General features: G+C 71.2%; 14 protein-coding genes. 6 read left to right on the forward strand and 8 right to left on the reverse strand.

Annotated elements, in window-relative coordinates; translation table 11 throughout:
• Window positions 1–29 precede the first annotated feature (29 nt).
• The gene (locus ACFU53_RS37370) at window positions 30–2,750 is read right to left on the reverse strand and encodes an ATP-binding cassette domain-containing protein (RefSeq protein ID WP_384003045.1); all 2,721 of its coding nucleotides are present in this window, start codon (window positions 2,748–2,750) and stop codon (window positions 30–32) included.
• A 128-nt stretch (window positions 2,751–2,878) separates the two neighbouring features.
• Here ACFU53_RS37370 and ACFU53_RS37375 point away from each other — a divergent pair, with 128 nt between their 5' ends.
• Both ACFU53_RS37375 and ACFU53_RS37380 read left to right on the forward strand, forming a co-directional pair.
• A complete protein-coding gene (locus ACFU53_RS37375) occupies window positions 2,879–4,117 on the forward strand; it encodes an ABC transporter substrate-binding protein (RefSeq protein WP_384003048.1) in 1,239 nt (412 codons plus the stop codon).
• Window positions 4,118–4,164: 47 nt separating this feature from the next.
• Window positions 4,165–4,899, forward strand: a complete 735-nt coding sequence (locus tag ACFU53_RS37380; protein ID WP_384003051.1) for an ABC transporter ATP-binding protein — start codon at window positions 4,165–4,167, stop codon at window positions 4,897–4,899.
• Window positions 4,900–4,939: 40 nt separating this feature from the next.
• Here ACFU53_RS37380 and ACFU53_RS37385 read toward each other — a convergent pair whose 3' ends face one another.
• Window positions 4,940–6,160 (reverse strand): RNA-guided endonuclease InsQ/TnpB family protein, encoded by a 1,221-nt coding sequence (locus tag ACFU53_RS37385; RefSeq protein WP_384003053.1) that lies wholly within the window; start codon window positions 6,158–6,160, stop codon window positions 4,940–4,942.
• A gap of 742 nt (window positions 6,161–6,902) precedes the next feature.
• On the opposite strand from ACFU53_RS37385, the gene ACFU53_RS37390 reads away from it, so the two are divergent.
• Window positions 6,903–7,139: an acyl-CoA reductase gene (locus ACFU53_RS37390; protein WP_384003084.1), complete on the forward strand. Its 237-nt coding sequence runs from the start codon at window positions 6,903–6,905 to the stop codon at window positions 7,137–7,139.
• A gap of 210 nt (window positions 7,140–7,349) precedes the next feature.
• Here the strand turns inward: ACFU53_RS37390 and ACFU53_RS37395 are convergent, their stop codons facing one another.
• From ACFU53_RS37395 to ACFU53_RS37420, 6 genes are all read right to left on the reverse strand, one after another.
• The gene (locus ACFU53_RS37395) at window positions 7,350–8,210 is read right to left on the reverse strand and encodes a 3-hydroxybutyryl-CoA dehydrogenase (protein WP_384003056.1); all 861 of its coding nucleotides are present in this window, start codon (window positions 8,208–8,210) and stop codon (window positions 7,350–7,352) included.
• Between the two features lie 59 nt (window positions 8,211–8,269).
• Window positions 8,270–11,497: a fused isobutyryl-CoA mutase/GTPase IcmF gene (gene icmF / locus ACFU53_RS37400; RefSeq protein WP_384003059.1), complete on the reverse strand. Its 3,228-nt coding sequence runs from the start codon at window positions 11,495–11,497 to the stop codon at window positions 8,270–8,272.
• A gap of 81 nt (window positions 11,498–11,578) precedes the next feature.
• Window positions 11,579–12,556, reverse strand: a complete 978-nt coding sequence (locus ACFU53_RS37405) for a PDR/VanB family oxidoreductase (protein ID WP_384003062.1) — start codon at window positions 12,554–12,556, stop codon at window positions 11,579–11,581.
• Between the two features lie 19 nt (window positions 12,557–12,575).
• Window positions 12,576–13,766, reverse strand: coding sequence for an acetyl-CoA C-acyltransferase (locus ACFU53_RS37410; protein ID WP_384003065.1), 1,191 nt, complete (start codon window positions 13,764–13,766; stop codon window positions 12,576–12,578).
• A gap of 31 nt (window positions 13,767–13,797) precedes the next feature.
• Entirely contained in the window at window positions 13,798–14,403 is a 606-nt protein-coding gene (locus ACFU53_RS37415) for a histidine phosphatase family protein (protein WP_384003068.1), read from the reverse strand.
• A gap of 62 nt (window positions 14,404–14,465) precedes the next feature.
• Window positions 14,466–16,004 (reverse strand): AMP-binding protein, encoded by a 1,539-nt coding sequence (locus ACFU53_RS37420; RefSeq protein ID WP_384003072.1) that lies wholly within the window; start codon window positions 16,002–16,004, stop codon window positions 14,466–14,468.
• A 208-nt stretch (window positions 16,005–16,212) separates the two neighbouring features.
• Between ACFU53_RS37420 and ACFU53_RS37425 the strand changes: the two genes are divergently transcribed.
• From ACFU53_RS37425 to ACFU53_RS37435, 3 genes are all read left to right on the forward strand, one after another.
• A complete protein-coding gene (locus ACFU53_RS37425) occupies window positions 16,213–17,454 on the forward strand; it encodes an acyl-CoA dehydrogenase family protein (protein WP_384003075.1) in 1,242 nt (413 codons plus the stop codon).
• 86 nt (window positions 17,455–17,540) lie between these two features.
• Window positions 17,541–18,305 carry an SDR family NAD(P)-dependent oxidoreductase gene (locus ACFU53_RS37430; RefSeq protein WP_384003078.1) on the forward strand — a complete coding sequence of 255 codons (765 nt, stop codon included), beginning with the start codon at window positions 17,541–17,543 and terminating at the stop codon, window positions 18,303–18,305.
• A 3-nt stretch (window positions 18,306–18,308) separates the two neighbouring features.
• Window positions 18,309–19,106: a ThuA domain-containing protein gene (locus tag ACFU53_RS37435; RefSeq protein WP_384003081.1), complete on the forward strand. Its 798-nt coding sequence runs from the start codon at window positions 18,309–18,311 to the stop codon at window positions 19,104–19,106.
• Window positions 19,107–19,179: the final 73 nt, after the last annotated feature.

Genomic DNA, 19,179 nt, shown 5'->3' on the forward strand with positions numbered 1-19,179 from the left:
CCCGTACCGGGTGGCGCCTCCGATTCGTTTCAGGCCAGCGCCTCCGGCTCCAGGTCGCCCAGGTAGGCCGCCCGGACCGCCGGATCACGGCGCACCTCGTCCGGTGTGCCGGCGCAGATCCGCCGTCCGAAGTCCAGGACGACGACCTGGTCGCAGACGCTCATGACCATGTCGACGTCGTGCTCGACGAGCAGCACCCCCATGCCCCAGTCCTCCGCGAGCCGCCGTACCAGGTGGGCCAGCTCCCGCGTCTCGTCGTCCGAAAGGCCCGCGGCCGGTTCGTCGAGGAGCAGCACGGACGGCGAGGCCGCCACCGCGCGGGCGATGGCCAGCAGCCGCCGCTCTCCGTACGACAGGTCGCCCACCGGCCGGTCCAGGCTGTCCTGGAGACCGAACTCCCGTACCGCTACGAGCACATGGGCAGGCAGCGGGCGGCTACCGGGACGGATCAGGTCGGTGAGGTACGCCCATCTGCCGGGCCGGTCGCAGGCCGCGTACAGGTTGTCCAGGACCGTCATGTCCTCGAACAGCTCCAGCGACTGGAACGACCGGCTCAGTCCGGCCGCGGCCCGCCGGTGCACCGGCAGCCGGGTGACCTCCCGGTCGCCGAGGCGGACGTCGCCGCGCGCGGCCCGGGTGAAGCCGGTGACGGCGTCGATGGCGGAGGTCTTGCCGGCGCCGTTGGGACCGATGAGCCCCACGATCCGGCCCGGCTCGACGTCCAGCGAGAGTCCGTCGACGGCGACGACACCGCCGTAGCGCACGGTCAGGTCCCGCACCCGGAGGGGCAGCGGCGCGGCGCGGGGCACGTGCTGCGCCGGTGCTTCCTCCGTCCGCGCGAGCGTCTCTTCCGTCCGCGCGAGCGAACGGCGACCGTGTTTCGAGGGGAGCCTGCGACGGACGGCCTCGGCCTGCGCGCCGACCGACTTCCCGATCCCGTCCTGGTTGCCCACCAGCGTCAGCACCAGGATGATCCCGCCGATCAGGGGCATCCACTCGCTGAGCCCGGGCAGCACCAGGTCCCCGAACCGGGCGCCCACCGTGCCCGCGGCGAAGGTCGCGCCGAACAGCGGGCCGACGAGGAAGCCGACGCCGCCGATGACCGCGAGGCCGAGCGCGGTGATGGAGTCGAAGGAGGCGAAGTTGGAGAGCACCACCGAGGTCGAGCGGAAGCCGGTGAGCACTCCGGCGAGCGCGGCGATGGCCGCGGACAGGCCGAAGGCGTAGAGCTTGGCCGCGCGGACGTCGATGCCGAGGGCGGCGGCGGCCCGCTCGTTGGCCCGCACGGCGACGAGCCGGCGGCCGGTCCGGCCGCGCCGGACGTTGGCGACCACCAGCGCGGCGGCGACGAACAGCACGAGCACCACGGAGGCGTACCGCTGCGGATGGTCGACTCCGGAGACGCTGATCCCGAAGAGCGTCTGCTTGCCCACCGCGATGCCGTCGCTGCCGGGTGTGGTCGACAGATCGGTGTTCTGGAAGACCATCGTCTCCAGGGTGGTGCCGAGGCCGAGCGTGATGATCGCGAGGTTGACGCCGCGGGTGCGGACCGCCGGAAGCGCGAACAGCAGACCGATCGGGACCGTGCCCAACACGCCTGCCAGCAGGGCGAGTTCGAAGGGCCATCCCCAGTCGGCCGCCGCGTGTCCGGCGATGAAGGCGCCGGTCCCGGCGAGGGCGTAGGCCGCGAGGGACACCTGGCCGGCGTATCCGGTGACCACGACGATCGACAGCAGGATCAGCGCCATCACCAGGGTGGTGGTGATGGCGTCGGCCCACAGCGGCGTCGACACGCTCACCAGCAGCAGCCCGACCACGACGGCGACAGCCGGCGACCCGGGGCGCACTCTTCCGGTGCCCAGGGCGGGCAGGCGGTCCAGGAACGTGCCGCGCAGCGGCAGCGCCCGGCCGCGTGCGACCAGCACCAGGGCGATGAAGAGGAAGGGCACCGACGCGGCGAGCCCGGTGACGTCGGAGCCGAAGCGGGTCAGTTCGGACTGCACGATGCCGATGACCAGACCGCCCGCCAGGGTGACGGGGAACGACGAGAACCCGCCGACCAGGGCGGCCGCCAGGGCGCTCAGCAGGAGGGTGGTCAGCCCGGTCACCGACAGACCGATGACCGGCACGATCAGGATGCCCGTCAGTCCCGCGAGGGCCGAGCCCAGGGCCCAGTTGCCGGTGGCGATCAGGTCCGGGGACCAGCCGAGCGAGGCGGCGGCCCCCTGGTTCTCCGCGACCGCGGTGGTGCCCAGGCCGAACAGGGTGCGCCTGTAGAGCAGATGGAGGAGCGCGGTCACGACGACCGCGATGCCGAGCAGCCAGACCCGGTCCTTGGAGACCGTCGCCCCGGCGATCGTCAGCAGATCGGTGGGCAGCTTGCCCGGCACCAGTTGCAGGCTGTCGCCGTACCGCTTCACGGCGATGGCGGTGAGGACGATGAACACCGCGAGAGTGGCGACCAGCCGGGCCGGCGTGGACGCCCGGCGCAGCGGGCGCAGCACCAGCAGATGGGTGAGGACGCCCAGCACCGCGGAGCCGAGGACCCCGCACACGGTGGCGGGCCAGTACGGGACGCCGTGTCGGGTGGCGAGCTCCCACTGCACGTAGGCGCCCGCCATCCCGATCGCGCCGTGCGCGAAGTTCAGGACGCCGGAGCCCCGGTAGACCAGCACGATGCCGTGCGCGGTGAGGGCGTAGAGAGCGCCGAGACCCAGGCCCAGCAGGGCGAAGCGCAGGATGTCGTCCATCGGGAGAACCTCCAGGAGCGGAGCCAGACAGCACATTCATTTAAATAATTGTGCCGAGAGTACTTCACTAACCTCAAAACGCACCCCATGCTGTTCGCCATCTCGACGACGAGCCCCGCGGAGGAACCATGAACGACTCACGCCGACGCAGAACCGCCGCAGCGAGCTGCCTCGCGGTGACCGGAGTGCTGCTTGCCGCCGGCTGTGGGGGAGAGGCGACCGGCAGCTCGACGGAGACCTCCTCCCTGAAGGGCGCCCCGGTCAAGGTGATGGTCTGGACACCGGAGGACACCCAGGGCAGCGCCCAGCCCGGCGTCCGGCTCACGGCCCAGGCCTACGAGAAGTGGATCAACGCCAACGGCGGCATCAAGGGCGGCCCGCTGAAGGTGCTCACCTGCAACGAGAAGAACGACCCCGACGAGGCCGAGAAGTGCGCCCAGCAGGCGGTCGCCGAGAAGGTGATCGCGGTGGTGGGGTCGTACAGCCTCGCCGGTGACCGCTACATGCCCATCCTGGAGAAGGCCGGCATCCCGTACATCGGCGGGACCGGCGTCTCGGCGGCGGAGTTCTCCAACCCGCTGTCGTTCCCGGTCAACGGCGGCACCCCGGCGGTGTTCGCGGCACACGGGCAGCAGCTCGTTGAGGAGGGCTGCAAGAAGATCTCCGGCGTACGGTACGACGTGGCCGCCGCCGAGACCGTCGCCCGGTTCCTCGCGCTCGGCGTGACCTCCGCCGGCGGGGCGGCCCCGAAGGACCTCAAGGTGCCGGTCACCGCCACCGACCTCGCCCCACAGGTCGCCGCCGCGACCAAGGGCAGCGACTGCGTGGACGTCATCCTGGGCACGCACTCCGACCTGTTCGTGAAGGCCTACGTGCAGTCCGGATCGAAGACGAAGGTCGGCAGCGTCGTCGGCAACCTCACCCCGGAACTCGCCGAGACCACCGGCGGCAGCGCCAGCCCGCTGGAGGGCGCCACCATCACCGGCTACTACCCGCCGACCACCGACCCCGTCTGGAAGGACTTCGTCAAGGCGGCCCAGGGCACGGACATCGACACGAGCAACGGCGCGAACGGGACGGCCTGGGTGGCCTTCAAGGTCTTCACCGCGGCGGTCGAGAAGCTGCCGACGATCTCCTCCAAGGCCCTCGTGGAAGAGCTGAACACCACCTCGGGGATCGACACCGGCGGCCTGACCCCGTCCCTGACCTGGAAGGAGTCGACCGCCCTGCCGATCGAGGGCCTGAACCGTATCCACAACACGACCGCCACCGAACTCACCATCCGCGGCGGGAAGATCGAGTGGGCGAAGGAGGGCTCGACCTTCGTCGACGTCCGGAAGGTGCTGACGGCCATGTCGGCCGGCTGACCGCCCGACACGTCGGCGTACTGAGCCCGAGCAGAAGGAGAACGTCCGTGCACGACACCGGAGCACCCCTGATCGAAGCCCGCGCCATGTCCGCCGGGTACGGCACTCAACCCGTCGTACGCGACCTCGACCTGGAGGTCCGCCCCGGTGAGGTCGTCGCCCTGCTCGGGCCCAACGGCGCGGGCAAGACCACGACACTCCGGGCACTCTCGGGCGACCTGGCCCCGATGAGCGGCGAGGTGCGCTGGCTGGGCGAGCCCGGCCGCGCACCGCTGCACCGCCGCGCCCGGCAGGGACTGGCATACGTCGGCGAGCGGGCGGTCTTCACCCGGCTGGACACCTCGGACAACCTGAGAGTCGGCCGGGTGGCGACCCACCATGCCCTGGAACTCTTCCCCGAACTCGAGAAGCGCCTGAAGACCGGCGCGGGCATGCTGTCCGGCGGCGAGCAGCAGATGTTGTCGCTCGCCCGCGCGCTGTGCCGCGCCCCCCGGCTGCTCCTCGCGGACGAACTGTCCCTCGGCCTCGCCCCGCTCGTGGTCGACCGCCTCCTGCGCGCGGTACGCGAGGCGGCGGACCGCGGCCTGGGAGCCCTGCTCGTCGAGCAGCACGTGCGCAAGGTGCTGGACATCGCGGACCGCGTGTACGTCCTGCACCGCGGCCGCGTCACCCTGGCCGGCACCCCGCAGGAACTGCGCGGAAACCTGGACGCGATCGAGTCGTCGTACCTCGCGGCCACCCCGTCCCGCGCAGCGGAAAAGACAACGTACGCAACCGACTGAGTTGAATCCTCCCCTCCCTGAAGGGAAGGGGATTCCTGGCTCAGGCCGCCTCCTGGAGCAGCGCTCCAGGAGGTCTTCCGCCATCAGCACCAGCCGGGTTGAGACCTGCCCGGACGAGCATGACGCGTGCGGAGTTCTTGTCCCGTGGGGACGCGGTTCCGCACGCGGTGCAGGTGTAGGTGCGCTCACCCAGCGGCAGACGATGCTTGGCTCTCGCATCGCAGTGCGCGCAGTCCATCGTGGTGTGCGCGGGGTGGACGAGGCGGATGTCCCGCCCGTGCTTGCGGCCCATCTCGATCAGAGCGGCCCTGGTGGCGCCGATGGCGGCGTCGGCGGCCTTGCGGGCCATGGTCGTCCTGGCCAGGAACTTCGGGCGGAAGTCCTCGACAGCGATGGCGTCGTGGTCGCGGACCACCTTCTTGGCCCACTTGCGGCCGGTGTCCTCACGCTGCCTGGCGACCTTCTTGTGCGCCTTCGCCCGCAGTTTCTTCGCCTCGTGGTAGCCCTTCGATCCGGGCTTACCCTTGTTCGGCCTGCGGCGGGCCATCATCCGGTCGTACCGGGTCAGCTGCGCCTTCGCCTTCCTGCCGTGTTCGGCGTGGGGCAGGTCGTGCGCGTCGGACGTGGTGGTCGCGGTCTCCTTCACGCCCCAGTCGACGCCGAGTACACGGCCGGTCTTTGGCAGGGGCTGGATCTGGGTGGGGACGACGAACGAGCCATACCAGTGCCCGAGGCTGTCCTGGTACACGCGCGCCGAGGACGGCTCCGCCGGCAGTTCCCGCGACCACACCACTGTCAGGACGATGCCGCCCGCCAGATGCAGCCGGCCGTCCTTCAACCGGAACGCGCGGCGCGTGTAGTTGAGGGTCGGCAGCGCCTCGCGCTTCTTCTTGTACGTGGGCATCCCCGCCCGGCGCGTCATGGACAGGCGCTCTTCGATGTCCTTGTGCGCCTTGGCGCGGGAGCGGCCGAAGTCGCGGATGATCTGCTGCTGTACAACCGACGAGCCCTCGCGCAGCCACGGCGTACGGGCGCGGGCCTCGGTCAGCATCCTGTCGAGCTGAGCCGGGCCGCACGTGGCCTTCTCGCCGGTGGCCTTGTTGTGCAGGTGTACGGCCCTGGACTTGGCGACGCATTCGTTCCACAGCCAGCGGCAGCGGTCCCACTCCGCCGCCAGTGCGGTGCGGGCGGCGGACGACACACGCAGCCGGTACGTGTACCGGGCATGCCCGGCCTCCGCAGCCGCCGTCACCTGCGTCATCTCGCCCCCTCACGGTCCCCGGCCGGGACACCGTGCCGTCCCGAACCCTGCGAAGGACCATACGTACGACAGCCGCACAAACGCACCCCGATCCCGCAGCCACCACCCCGACCAGCGACCACAGGCACACGCGTTCGCATCACCTCGACGATGCCGACAGCGGTACGGGCGCTCCGCGCCCTGAACCGGATGCGGCGACGCTCCGCGTCGCGACACCCGGATGCGATTCCTCCCCGGCGTGAACGCCGGGGCCTCCTCGCAAGAAACAGGTGAACGCTGTGGCAGCCGCCCGCGAGCAGATCCGATCCCTCGTCCCCTCCGGAACCACCTTCGCCCGATCCGCCGACGACCTGAGGGAGTTGCAGCTGGAGGCCGCACGGGAGGCCCTCACCGCCCAGCGGGAACGGATCCCGCGGCTGCGCACCCGGGCGGAGGAGACCGGCGTGCACGAGATCACCGGTCTCGCCGACCTCGTACCCCTGCTGTTCTCGCACACCAGCTACTGGGGTTCGAGCTCGTCTCCTTCGACCCCAGGACCCTCCATCTCCCTCATCGGCCGTGAGGCCTTCGAGTCCCCTCAGGCCCTGGCCCTGGTAGCCGACGCGGGCGCCGCCGACGCCACGTTCTTCAACCAGCAGGCGGGTGTGGCCAGCCCCTTCCAGTTCGTCGAGGGCTCCTGGGACGACGCCGACCGTTACGCCGAGTTGCTCTGCGTACGCCTGGACCTCCCCCCGACGGAAAGATCGTCGACGTGGTCCCGGTCGCCGAGCTGTCCGAAGCCGTCCGATACGCCGGGGTCGCCACGCAGACGGTCGGCGTGTACCCCGACATCCGCAAGGCGGAGCTGCGCGACGCCCTCGCCTGCGCCGGCGTTCAGCGGGTGGTGTCCCTCGGCGGCGCGGGAGGCATGCCACCGGGCCTGTCCCACGACGGCTTCTATCCGCTGCAACGGCTCATGCGCTGGGTGAACGACGAGTGATGAGCGTCCGGGTGCTGAACAGTGGGTCGGACGCCCGCGGTGTCCAAGACCGTCACCGGAGGTGGATCGGGTGACGTCGATCGCCCGTGCGGCAGGTGCGCCCGCGAGGTGGGGAACACGCCTCTGCTGACGGGGGCGGCCCCTTCAGCCCCGGCGACTCCTTGCCGACGGTATTCGGCAGACCGGGGCTTCAGGCGGGGCGGCCCTTGTTCAGGCGTCGTAGATGTGGAAGCCGCGGCCGCTCTTGCGGCCGAGGTGGCCTGCGGCGACCATGCGGCGCAGGAGGGCGGGCGGTGCGTACAGCGGCTCCTTGAACTCCTCGTACATCGACTCGGCCACGGCCTGGGCGGTGTCGAGGCCGATGAGGTCGAGCAGGCGCAACGGCCCCATGGGGTGGGCGCATCCGAGTTCCATGCCCCGGTCGATGTCCTCCGGCTGTGCGGCGCCGGACTCCACCATCCGTACGGCGCTGAGCAGGTAGGGCACGAGGAGGGCGTTGACGACGAAGCCGGAACGGTCGGGTGCCTGGACGGCCTGTTTGCCCAACTGCTCGGCGAAGCCGCGGGTGCGCCGCACGGTGTCCGCGCTGGTGATGAGGGCGGGAATGAGTTCGACCAACTGCTGCACGGGCACGGGGTTGAAGAAGTGCATACCGATGACCTGCGCGGGCCGCTCGGTGACGACGGCGAGATCGACGATGGGGATCGAGGACGTGTTGGTGGCCAGGACCGCCGCGGGGTCTTCGACCGCCTTGTCCAGGGCGCGCAGGACCTCGGTCTTGATGTCGCGGTTCTCGGCGACGGCCTCGACGACGAACTGGCGGTCGGCCATGTCGCCGAGGTCGTGGGTGAAGGACAGCCTGGCGAGGGCCTGGTCCCGCTGCTCCTCACTGAGCTTGGCACGCTGTACGCCTCGGTCGAGGGAGGCGGTGAGTCGGCGGCGGCCTGCCTCGACCGCCTCCGGTGTGGCTTCGGCGACGCGGACGTCGATGCCGCTGCGGGCGGCGACTTCGGCGATGCCGGAGCCCATGAGGCCGCAGCCGACGACGCCGAGACGGGTAACGGGATCCATCTGAGGTCCTATCTGATGAGTCGCTGCGGTGTGGTTTGCGGGGCTGGGTCGGGGCCGGGTCAGACGTTCCGGCGGTATTGGCCGCCCACCTCGAAGAACGCCTCGGTGATCTGCTGAAGTGAGCAGACCCGGGTGGCGTCCATGAGCACGGCGAAGACGTTGCGGTCGTTCACGGCCGCGTCCTTGAGGGCGGCCAGGGCAGCGTGCGTCCGGTCGCCGTGCGCTGCTTGGTAGTCCCGCACGCGCTCCAGCTGGGACTGCTTCTCCGCCTCGGTGGCTCGGGCGAGTTCCAGCTCCGGGGGCCGGCTGTCGCCGCCGGGGCGGCGGAAGGTGTTGACGCCGATGATGGGCAGTGTGCCGTCGTGCTTGCGCTGCTCGTACAGCATCGACTCGTCCTGGATACGGCCCCGCTGGTAGCCGGTCTCCATGGCGCCGAGCACGCCGCCGCGCTCGTTGATGCGCTCGAACTCCTGGAGTACGGCCTCCTCCACCAGGTCGGTGAGTTCGTCGATGATGAACGATCCCTGGAGGGGGTTCTCGTTCATGGCCAGGCCCCACTCGCGGTTGATGACGAGCTGGATGGCCAGTGCCCGCCGTACCGACTCCTCGGACGGGGTGGTCACGGCCTCGTCGTAGGCGTTGGTGTGCAGCGAGTTTGCGTTGTCGTAGATGGCTGTGAGGGCCTGCAGGGTGGTGCGGATGTCGTTGAAGTCCATCTCCTGGGCGTGCAGGGAGCGTCCGGAGGTCTGGACGTGGTACTTCAGCTTCTGACTGCGTTCGCCGGCGCCGTACTTCTCCTTCATCGCGACCGCCCAGATGCGGCGGGCGACCCGGCCGAGGACGGAGTACTCGGGGTCCATGCCGTTGGAGAAGAAGAACGACAGGTTCGGTGCGAAATCGTCGATGCGCATGCCCCGGGCGAGGTAGGCCTCGACGTAGGTGAAGCCGTTGGCGAGGGTGAAGGCGAGCTGGCTGATGGGGTTGGCGCCGGCTTCGGCGATGTGGTACCCGGAGATGGACACCGAGTAGAAGTTGCGGACCTTGTGGGCGATGAACCACTCCTGGATGTCGGCCATCATCCGCAGGGAGAACTCGGTGGAGAACAGGCAGGTGTTCTGGCCCTGGTCCTCCTTGAGGATGTCGGCCTGCACGGTGCCGCGCACGCTCGCGAGTGCGTGGGCCCGCAGCCCGTCCGCCTCCTCGGGCGACGGGTCTCGGCCCTCGGCGGCGCGGAACCCTTCCATCCGCTGGTCGATGGCGGTGTTGAGGAAGAACGCCAGGACGGTCGGCGCGGGTCCGTTGATGGTCATGGAGACCGAGGTCGTGGGCGCGATCAGGTCGAAGCCGTCGTAGAGGGCCTTCATGTCCGCCAGCGTGGCCACCGACACTCCGGACGTGCCGACCTTGCCGTAGATGTCGGGGCGTTCGTCCGGGTCACGGCCGTAGAGGGTGACCGAGTCGAAGGCGGTGGACAGGCGGGTGGCCGGCTGTCCCTCGGAGAGCAGCTTGAAGCGCCGGTTGGTACGGAACGGATCTCCCTCGCCGGCGAACATCCGCGCCGGGTCCTCGCCGTCGCGCTTGAAGGGGAACACCCCGGCGGTGAAGGGGAAGTAGCCGGGCAGGTTCTCCCCGCGCCAGAACCGCACCAGCTCCCCGTGGTCGGTGAAGCGGGGCAGGGCGACGCGCGGGACCTTGTTGCCGGACAGGGACTCGCGGGTCAGCCCGGTGCGGATCTCCTTGTCCCGGACCTTCACCACCTGCTCGTCTCCGGAGTAGGAGGCGACGACGGCGGGCCAGTTCCCGATCTGCTCCGTGACCTGGTGCGGGAGCTGCTTGCGGGCGTCATCGAGGAGCGAGCGTACGTTCGCCGCGTCGGAGCCGGCCTCGACGAGCTCGTTGCCGACCGCCTCCAGGCGCTGCACCCGCCTGGCCGCCCCGGCCAGTCGCGCGGTCTCGGCGTGGTACGCGCGGATCGTGTCGGTGATCTCGGCGAGGTAGCGCACGCGGTCCGCGGGCACCACCTGCCGGATGCCGGAGGAGTGACGCACGTCGACCGACGCCAGCGCGCCCTCCGACAGCGGTAGCCCCTTCTCGGCCAGGATCGTCCTCAGGTGCTGGTAGAGCGCGGTGACCCCGTCGTCGTTGAAGGTCGCCGCCGAGGTGCCGTACACCGGCATGTCCTCGGGCCGCATGCCGAACGACTCACGGTTACGGACCAGTTGGCGGCCCACGTCGCGCTGGGCGTCCTTCGCGCCGCGCCGCTCGAACTTGTTGATCGCCACGACGTCGGCGAAGTCGAGCATGTCGATCTTCTCCAGCTGCGAGGCGGCACCGAACTCCGGTGTCATCACATACAGCGAGGTGTCGACGAACGGCACGATCGCCGCGTCTCCCTGGCCGATCCCCGGGGTCTCCACGATCACCAGGTCGAACCCGGCGGCCTTGACCACGTCGATCACGTCGGAGAGGTGCTCGGGCAGCTCGCGACTGCCACGCGTGGCCAGGCTGCGGAAGAAGATCCGGTTCCCGTCCAGGGAGTTCATGCGGATCCGGTCACCGAGCAGTGCGCCGCCGCCACGGCGGCGGGTCGGGTCGACCGCGATCACCGCGATCCGCAGCTTGTCCTGCTGATCGACGCGGAAGCGGCGCACCAACTCGTCGGTCAGTGACGACTTGCCCGAGCCGCCGGTGCCGGTGATGCCGAGGACGGGCGTGACCCGTGCCGCGGCGGCGGCACGCAGCCGCTCCAGGAACTCCGCCGGCAGCTTGCCCAGTTCGGCGCCGGTGATGGCGCGGGCGACGGCGAACCGGTCGCCCGCGAGCACGGCGGCGGAGTCGGCCGGCTTGCCGTCCCAGAGGTCGAAGTCGCAGTCCTCGACGACCGAGTTGACCATCCCGGCCAGGCCCATCCGCTGTCCGTCCTCGGGGGAGAAGATGGTCACCCCGCTGTCGCGCAGCCGGGCGATCTCCTCGGGCACGATGACGCCGCCGCCACCGCCCACCACACGCACATGGTCCGCTCCCTGTGCGCGCAGCGACTCGACCAGGTACTCGAAGTACTCCACATGCCCGCCCTGGTACGACGAGACGGCGACACCGTGGGCGTCCTCCTCCAGAGCCGCGTCCACGACCTCACGTACCGACCGGTTGTGTCCGAGGTGGATCACCTCGGCGCCCTGGGACTGGAGGATCCGCCGCATGATGTTGATCGACGCGTCATGCCCGTCGAACAGGGCCGAGGCCGTGACCAGGCGGACAGGGTGCACGGGTCGGTGCAGATCGCTCATGAGGGCCTTCCCGGACAGGGCGGAGTACTGCTGACGAACAAATACTAGGACGTCCTAGTAAATTGCTGGGGGTGATCGCCGTCACAGATCGAGCATCAGGCGGGGCCCGCACGAGCGGGAGACGCAGATGAGCATGGTGTCGCCGGCGGCCCGTTCGTCCTCGGTCAGCAGCGAGTCGCGGTGGTCGGGTCTGCCGTCGAGTACGTCGGTCTCGCAGGTGCCGCAGGTGCCTTCCCGGCAGGAGAAGTCCACCGCGACGCCGGCCTCCTCCACGGTTTCGAGCACCGAACGGTCCGGCGGCACGGTGAGGGTGAGCCCGGAACGGGCGAGCTCCAGCACGAAGGATTCGGCCGGGCCGGTGTCGGCCGTCCGCACCGGGGCGAACCGTTCGACGCCCAGCGTGCCGGGCGGCCAGCCCGCGCACTGCTCCTGCACCGCCCGCAGCAGGGGTTCGGGACCGCAGGCGTGCACCAGGGTGCCCTCCTTGGGCGCGCCGAGGTGGGCGGCGAGCTCCAGCAGGCCGAACTCGTCCTGGGGACGGACGAGTACCCGGTCCCCGTGCGGGGCGAGACGTTCCAGGAACGCCATGGAGGTACGGGTGCGGCCGCCGTACAGCAGCCGCCAGTCGGCCCCCGCGGCCTCGGCGGCCTCCACCATGGGAAGGATGGGCGTGATACCGACACCGCCGGCGATGAACAGATGGCGTGCGGCGGGCCGCAGCGGGAAGTTGTTCCGCGGCCCGCGGACCGGCACGGCGGCGCCTTCACGCAGGCGGTCGTGGACGTATGCGGAGCCGCCGCGGCCCTGCGGCTCGCGCAGCACGGCGATCTGCCAGGCCCCGCGTTCGGCCGGGTCTCCGCACAGGGAGTACTGACGGATCAGATCGCCCTCGCCGCCGCGTTCGCGGTCCAGGAGTACATCGATGTGGGCACCCGGTGTCCAGGCGGGGAGCATCCCGCCGTCGGGGCGGCGCAGGGTGAGAGAGACGACGCCGTCGGCGGCGAGGGTACGGGCCGCCACGACAAGGGTCGTGGTGTCCGGGGGCAGTTGGTCGTTCATGGTGGTTCGGCTCCGGGGTTCAGGACTGCGTCGGCACATGCAGCAACAGCGCGTCGCCCTGGCCGCCGCCCCCGCACAGGGCTGCCGCTCCGCTGCCGCCTCCGCGCCGCCGCAGCTGCGCCGCGAGGGTCAGCACCAGCCGGGCTCCGGTCATGCCGACCGGGTGCCCGAGCGCGATCGCTCCGCCGTTGACGTTCACCTTGTCCAGCGGGATGTCCAGCTCCCGAACGGAAGCCAGGGCCACTCCGGCGAACGCCTCGTTGATCTCGAACAGGTCCAGGTCGGCGGCCTTCAACCGGCCGTCCCGGGACAGGGCGTCGCGGACCGCGCCGGCCGGCTGGACGAGCAGCGAGGGGTCGGGGCCCGCGACCGTGCCGTAGGCGCCGATCTCGGCGAGCGGTGTCAGGCCCTCCCGCCGGGCGCGCTCCGCGCTCATCACGACGACGGCCGCGGCGCCGTCCGAGAGCTGTGAGGAGTTGCCCGCGGTGATGGTGCCGGCGTCGGAGAAGGCCGGCTTCAGGCGGCCCAGGCTCTCGGCGGTGCTTCCCGGCCGTACGCCCTCGTCGGTGTCCACCACCGAGTCGCCCCGGCGTCCGGGCACGGTGACGGGGGTGATCTCCCCGGTCAACTCGCCCGACTCCTGGGCACGGGCGGCCCTTTGATGGGACAGCGCGCTGTACTCGTCCTGTTCCTCCCGGGTCAGGGCGAACGGCTGCTGGTAGCGCTCGGTGGCCGCGCCCATGGAGACGCCGTCGAAGGCACAGACGAGGGCGTCGCGGTCGAGGGCGTCCGCCACCGCGGTCGAGCCGTACTTCCAGCCGGTGCGTGATCCGCGCAGCAGGTGCGGGGCGCCCGACATGGACTCCATGCCACCGGCGACGACCACCTCGTGACGGCCGGAGGCGATCATGAGGTCGGCCAGGGCGATGGCGTGCAGACCGGACGGACAGAGCTTGTTGACGGTGCTCGCGGGGACGGAGAACGGAATGCCCGCGCGGATCGCGGCCTGCCGCGCCGGGTTGGGGCCGGCCCCGGCCTGCACGACATGCCCCATGACGACGGCTTCCACGGCCGCGGGGTCCAGGTGGACGGCGCCCAGTGCGGCGCCGATGGCGTGGGCGCCGAGGTCGACCGCGGAGAGGGTGCTCAGGGCGCCCATCAGTTTGCCGATGGGCGTCCTGGCTCCGGCGACGATGACGGATCCGGGCATGGACGGGGCCTCCTGAGGTGTTGGGACGGGGTCAGACGACCGCGTCGACGGCACGTTCGGCGATCATGTGGGCCGCCTCGTTCACCGAGTGCGGAACGATCCGGCCGCCCGGCATGCGCCGAACCCGGCTGACGGACGTGTAGTCGGGGTGGAACCAAAACATCCTGGGCAGCCCGAGCACCGTCGCCAGGTAGGTGTTGGTGATGCCGCCGTGGCACACGGCCGCGACGCGCCCGCCGGGATGGGCGTCGAGGATGGTGTCCATGGCCCGCACGGCACGCGCGCGAAAGGCGTCCCAGTCCAGATCGGGCACGAAGTCCTCGTAGCGGCCCTCGGCGAGCGCCGCCGCCCGGGGATCGCCCGCGCCGATCTGCTCAGGTGGCGTGTAGGGCTGGGACACGTCCGTGTCCCACTCGCGCAGGTCGTCGAGGACGGTGGCGGTCATGCCGGTGAGCCGTTCCAGAGGCGCCACGGTCTCACGGGCACGCCGGAACGGGCTTACGTACAGGGCGTCGAGGTCCTCGTGCCCCAGCCAGGCGGCGAGGCGCTCGGCCTGAGCGGTGCCCTCCGGCGACAGCCCCGGGTCGAACACACCCGCCAGGGGGAGGCCGTGCCGGATGAGGAGGAGTTCGGTCATGGGTGATCCTTCGTATGCGGGAAGGCAGGGAGAGCGGGAATGGCGGAAGGGGGCGGGTCGGCTCAGCCGGCGATGGTCCGTTCCGAGTTCCAGTAGGGGCGGCGCATCGCGCGCTTGTCGAGCTTGCCCATCGCGTTGCGCAGGAGCTCGGGAACGAACTCGTACGACCTCGGGCACTTGTAGGCGGCGAGGCGCTCGCGGCAGAACCGGTCCAGCTCGTCGGCCGGCGGCTCGTCCCCCGCCACCACGACCAGGGCCCGCAGCGACTCGCCGAAGTCCGGGTCGGGCACGCCGATCACCGCGAGCTCGGCGACCGCCGGGTGCTGCCGCAGGACCGCCTCGCTCTCGGCCGGGTACAGGTTCACACCGCCGGAGACCACGACGTCCGCGGCCCGGTCGGTGATGAAGATGTAGCCGTCCGCGTCGACATAGCCGATGTCGCCGAGCGTGAAGACGCCGGGGGCGACATAGGCGGCCTTGGTCTTGTCCGGGTCCGCGTGGTAGCGGACGCCCTGGTCGTCGGGTGCCCGGAAGGCCAGCAGCCCGGGCTCGCCGGGCGGCAGTCGCTCGCCGTCGTCGCCGGTGACCAGGACCTCGAAGGGGGGCCTGACGCGCCCGACCGAGCCCGGGTGCGCCAACCACTCCTCGCTGCTGATGCGGGCCACGGTTCCCGCTTCGCTGGCGCCGTACGACTCGGTCAGCACCGGACCGAACCAGTCGATCATGGCTCGCTTCACGTCCGGTGGACACGCGGAGCCGGTGTGGGAGACCTGCCGCAGGCTGGAGACGTCGTACCGGGCGCGGACCTCCTCCGGGAGGGCGAGCAGCCGTTGGAAGTGGGTGGGCACCATCACCGTCGAGGTGACCCGCCACTTCCGCACCCGGCTGAGGAACGTCTCCGCGTCGTATCTGCCGAGGACGACCACCGGCTGACCGGCCGTGAGGTGCCGCAGTGAGGTCAGCGGCGCGTTGTGCTGCAGGGGGCCGCACACCAGATGCGGTCCCGGCGGGAATCCGGGCCGGGCGGACATCGCGGTGAGGTAGGCCGAGCTGTCGGCGACCGGGCCGCTCACCCAGCGCACCTCGGTGCCGCGCGCCCGTCCGGTGGTCCCCGAGGTGTAGACGAGCGGAGGCCGGGCGGGCCGGTCCGTCGGGAGTGTGCGGTCGGCGGGCGCGGCGGCCAGCCACAGGTCCCAGTCGAAGGCGTGCCCGATCGCCGGGGTCCCGTGCGTCACGACCGGAAGTCCCAGTTCCCGGGCCGCGTCGAGGGCGGCACCCGCGCCGGCCGGTCCGGCGATGATCCCGGTGACGCCCGCGTCGATGATCTGGTCGACGAGCTCGCCCGACGTGAGGTTCCGTGACGTGGCCACGGTCCCCACCCCGGCGCGCAGGCCTGCCAGATGGGCCACCAGCGTCGGGATCGCGTTGTCGCCGAGGACGGCGACCCGGTCGTCGGGGCCGGGCGCGAACTCCAGCAGCCGTGCCGCCGCCCGCGCCACCTGGTCGGCGAGGCCGGACCAGGACAGCACCGCCAGGTCGTCCGCCAGGGCGGGCTCGTCAGGTGTCTCCTGGGCGCGACGGTCGAGTGGCAGCAGCGACATGGCTCCTCCGGCGGCTCCGCGGTCCTCTCCCGATTCGAGGGGAGAGGGGGTACGCAGACTGTAGCGTTTATCAAGAAAGTACGGAACACTCTGATCCCAAGCGGAGGTGTTTCCGCATGTTTCCGGGGTCCGTGAGACACAGGTCCCCGTCCCTGTTACTGAATCTTTCGTCTGGTAAGTGACCTGAGTGCGTGACTGAGGAGGAGCCATGTCCCAGCCCGATCCGGACGCATGGCGCAGGCAGGTCCGGCAGTGGCTGGCCACCGTGCTGGAACCGGCGCGGGCGCCGGAGTCCGCCGGACAGGCCGCCGATCTCGCCGTGTTCCACAACCTCCCCGAGGACGAGGAACACCTGCTGCTGGAGCGCTGCCGCGCCTACCAGCGGGCCCGCTTCGACGCCGGCTACCAGGCGCTGACCCTCCCCGCGGACAAGGGCGGAGCGGGCCTGACCGCCGCCCACGTGGCCGTCTTCGCCCAGGAGGAGTCCGCCTTCGAGGTACCGCCGTCGACCGAGCTGATCAGCGTCACCGTGCGCCTGGTCGCGATGGCGGTCTCCCTGTTCGGGACGGCCGAGCAACTCCACGACCACGCACGCGCGTTCCTGCGCACCGACCTGCTGGCCTGCCAACTCTTCAGCGAGCCCGGTGCCGGATCCGACCTCGCGGCGGTGCGCACCCGCGCCCGGCAGGAGGACGGCGGCGAGTGGGTGATCGACGGCCAGAAGGTGTGGACCTCGGGAGCCCAGTTCGCCGACTACGGTCTGCTGCTCGCCCGCACCGACCCGGACGTCGTCAAACAGGCCGGCATCACCGCCTTCCTGGTCCCGATGGACGCCATCGGCGTGGAGGTGCGACCCATCCGCCAGATGAGCGGCGGCGCCTCCTTCAACGAGGTCTTCCTCAGCGGCGTACGCGTCCCGGACCGGCTCCGGATCGGGCGACCGGGCCAGGGCTGGGAGGTCGCCACCACCACCCTCGCCTTCGAACGGACCGCCTCCGGCAGCGGCAACCGCCGCAAGGGCGGCACCTTCTCCGACGTTCTCGCGCTCGCCCGCTCCCTCGGCCGCACCTCGGACCCGCTGGTCCGCCAGCGCCTGGCCGACCTGTACGTACGTGCCGCCCTGCGCGCGGCCACCGTGGACCGCGTCGCCAGGACGAGCGCCGCCGGTGGTCGGCCGGGTCCCGAGGCGTCGTTGACCAAGCTCATGGCGTCCGACCTGCTCACCCGCACGGGACAGGTCGCCGCCGAGCTGATGGGAGCGCGGATCAGCGCCGACACCGGGGAACCGGGCACCTTCGCCTGGACGCAGCATCTGCTCGGCGCCCCCGGCTACCGGCTGGCCGGAGGCACCGACCAGATCCAGCGCAACCTGATCGGCGAACGGGTGCTGAAACTGCCGCAGGAACCACGGGCGGACCGGGCGCCGTTCTCGCAGCTTCCCGGCAACTGAGGAATCTTTCCCGGCAACCGAAGGACCTTCCCGGCTACGGAGCGGCCGGGGACCGTTTCGCCCATCACAACAAAGGAGTGACATCGATGGATCTGGGACTGACAGGCGCGAAGGCGCTGGTGACCGGTGCGAGCCGGGGCATCGGCCGGGCGATCGCCGGAACCCTGGCGGCCGAGGGCTGCGCACTGGCCCTGTGCGCCCGGGGCGAAGAAGCACTGGCCAAGGCCGCCGCCGAGCTGCGCGGGGAGGGGGCGACAGTGTTCGCGGAACCGGTCGACGTCACCGACCCGGCCGCACTCGCGGGCTTCGTGGAGCGGGCGGCCGCTGAACTCGGCGGCCTTGACCTGCTGGTGTCCAACGTGTCGGCGGGCAACGTGAAGGGCCCCGAGTCCTGGGAAGCCAGCCTGCGTGGCGACCTGATCCCGTTCGCGGGACTCGTCGAGGCGGCCCTTGCGCACCTGGAGGCCTCCGACCGGGCCGCCGTCGTGGCCATCGGTACCACCAACGCCTCCGACACCGCGCGCCCGGCCGGAGCGAACTCGTACTCCGCGCTCAAGGCGGCCGTCGTCCAGCACGCCTCGGCCCTCGCGCACGCCCTTGCGCCGAAGGGCATCCGCGTCAACACCGTCTCGCCCGGTCCGATCGATTTCCCCGGCGGCGCCTGGGAGACCATCCGCACCAGCCGCCCTGAGGTGTACGAGGAGGTGCTCGCCAAGCTGCCGATCGGCCGCTACGGCACCGCGGAGGACGTGGCCGCGGCGGTGGCGTTCCTGCTCGGGCGGACCGGCTCCTTCTGCGTCGGGGTCAACCTCGTGGTGGACGGCGGGCTGCTCACCCGCGTCCAGTACTGAGCCGTGGCGGGCCCGGCCGGCCGCCTGGACGCCGTACTGGTCTGCGGCGGCCGCTGGCACGACTTCGACCACGCGCGGCTGCGGCTGCTGGAGCTGCTCGGTGAGCATCCGCGGGTGCGCACCACGGTGTACCAGGACTACGACTGCGTGGCCGCCCTCGACAAGGCCGACCTGCTGGTCACCTACACCTGCGACGTACGGCCCCGCCCGGCGCAGCGGGCCGCACTGGCACGGTTCGTCGCGCGGGGCGGGCGCTGGCTCGCCCTGCACGGCACCAACGCGGTGATCGAGCCGTCGACGGGTGACGGGCCGCGGGTGTTCACGACCCCGCGGCACCTCGGGGAGCTGGCCCAGGTGCTCGGCAGTCAGTTCCTGGCCCACCCGCCGATCGAGCCGTACGAGGTGCTGGTGACCCGGCCCGGCCATCCGCTGGTCGCCGGGATCGGGCCGTTCACGGTCACCGACGAGCTGTACGTGTGCGAGCTGCACGGGGAGCTGGAGGTGCTGCTGCACGCCGAGTACACGGGGCCGTGCCGCGGTTTCGCCGAGGGCGACACGGTGGCCCTCGACAACGCCCCCCGACCCGTGCTGTATCTCAAGCGGCACGGCCTCGGCGAGGTCTGCTACTTCACCCTCGGCCACTGCCGGGGCCGCTACGACATGCAGGACCTCGGCGTGGACGACACCGGGCGCGTGGACGTGGGGCCGTGGGAGACACCGGAGTTCCTGACGGTGCTCCGGCGCTGTGTGGAGCGGGCGGTCGGTGTGCGGGGGCCGGCAGGGGAGCGGGCCGGCGCCTGAGCGAGGCTCGGGCGCCGGCCCTGCAGAAAACGCGGCTCAGGCGTGCGGCAGTACCACCGCGCGGCCGTTGATC

Source organism: Streptomyces sp. NPDC057474 (genome assembly GCF_042802555.1).
In the GTDB taxonomy this organism is placed as follows: domain Bacteria; phylum Actinomycetota; class Actinomycetes; order Streptomycetales; family Streptomycetaceae; genus Streptomyces.

Excerpts from the sequence above, each read along its gene's own strand:
- ACFU53_RS37415 (WP_384003068.1), bottom strand. The coding sequence starts at position 14,403 with ATGACCGAACTCCTCCTCATCCGGCACGGCCTCCCCCTGGCGGGTGTG.
- ACFU53_RS37430 (WP_384003078.1), top strand. The coding sequence starts at position 17,541 with ATGGATCTGGGACTGACAGGCGCGAAGGCGCTGGTGACCGGTGCGAGC.
- ACFU53_RS37425 (WP_384003075.1), top strand. The coding sequence starts at position 16,213 with ATGTCCCAGCCCGATCCGGACGCATGGCGCAGGCAGGTCCGGCAGTGG.
- ACFU53_RS37410 (WP_384003065.1), bottom strand. The coding sequence starts at position 13,766 with ATGCCCGGATCCGTCATCGTCGCCGGAGCCAGGACGCCCATCGGCAAA.
- ACFU53_RS37385 (WP_384003053.1), bottom strand. The coding sequence starts at position 6,160 with ATGACGCAGGTGACGGCGGCTGCGGAGGCCGGGCATGCCCGGTACACG.
- ACFU53_RS37405 (WP_384003062.1), bottom strand. The coding sequence starts at position 12,556 with ATGAACGACCAACTGCCCCCGGACACCACGACCCTTGTCGTGGCGGCC.
- ACFU53_RS37395 (WP_384003056.1), bottom strand. The coding sequence starts at position 8,210 with ATGGATCCCGTTACCCGTCTCGGCGTCGTCGGCTGCGGCCTCATGGGC.
- ACFU53_RS37370 (WP_384003045.1), bottom strand. The coding sequence starts at position 2,750 with ATGGACGACATCCTGCGCTTCGCCCTGCTGGGCCTGGGTCTCGGCGCT.
- ACFU53_RS37375 (WP_384003048.1), top strand. The coding sequence starts at position 2,879 with ATGAACGACTCACGCCGACGCAGAACCGCCGCAGCGAGCTGCCTCGCG.
- ACFU53_RS37420 (WP_384003072.1), bottom strand. The coding sequence starts at position 16,004 with ATGTCGCTGCTGCCACTCGACCGTCGCGCCCAGGAGACACCTGACGAG.
- icmF (WP_384003059.1), bottom strand. The coding sequence starts at position 11,497 with ATGAGCGATCTGCACCGACCCGTGCACCCTGTCCGCCTGGTCACGGCC.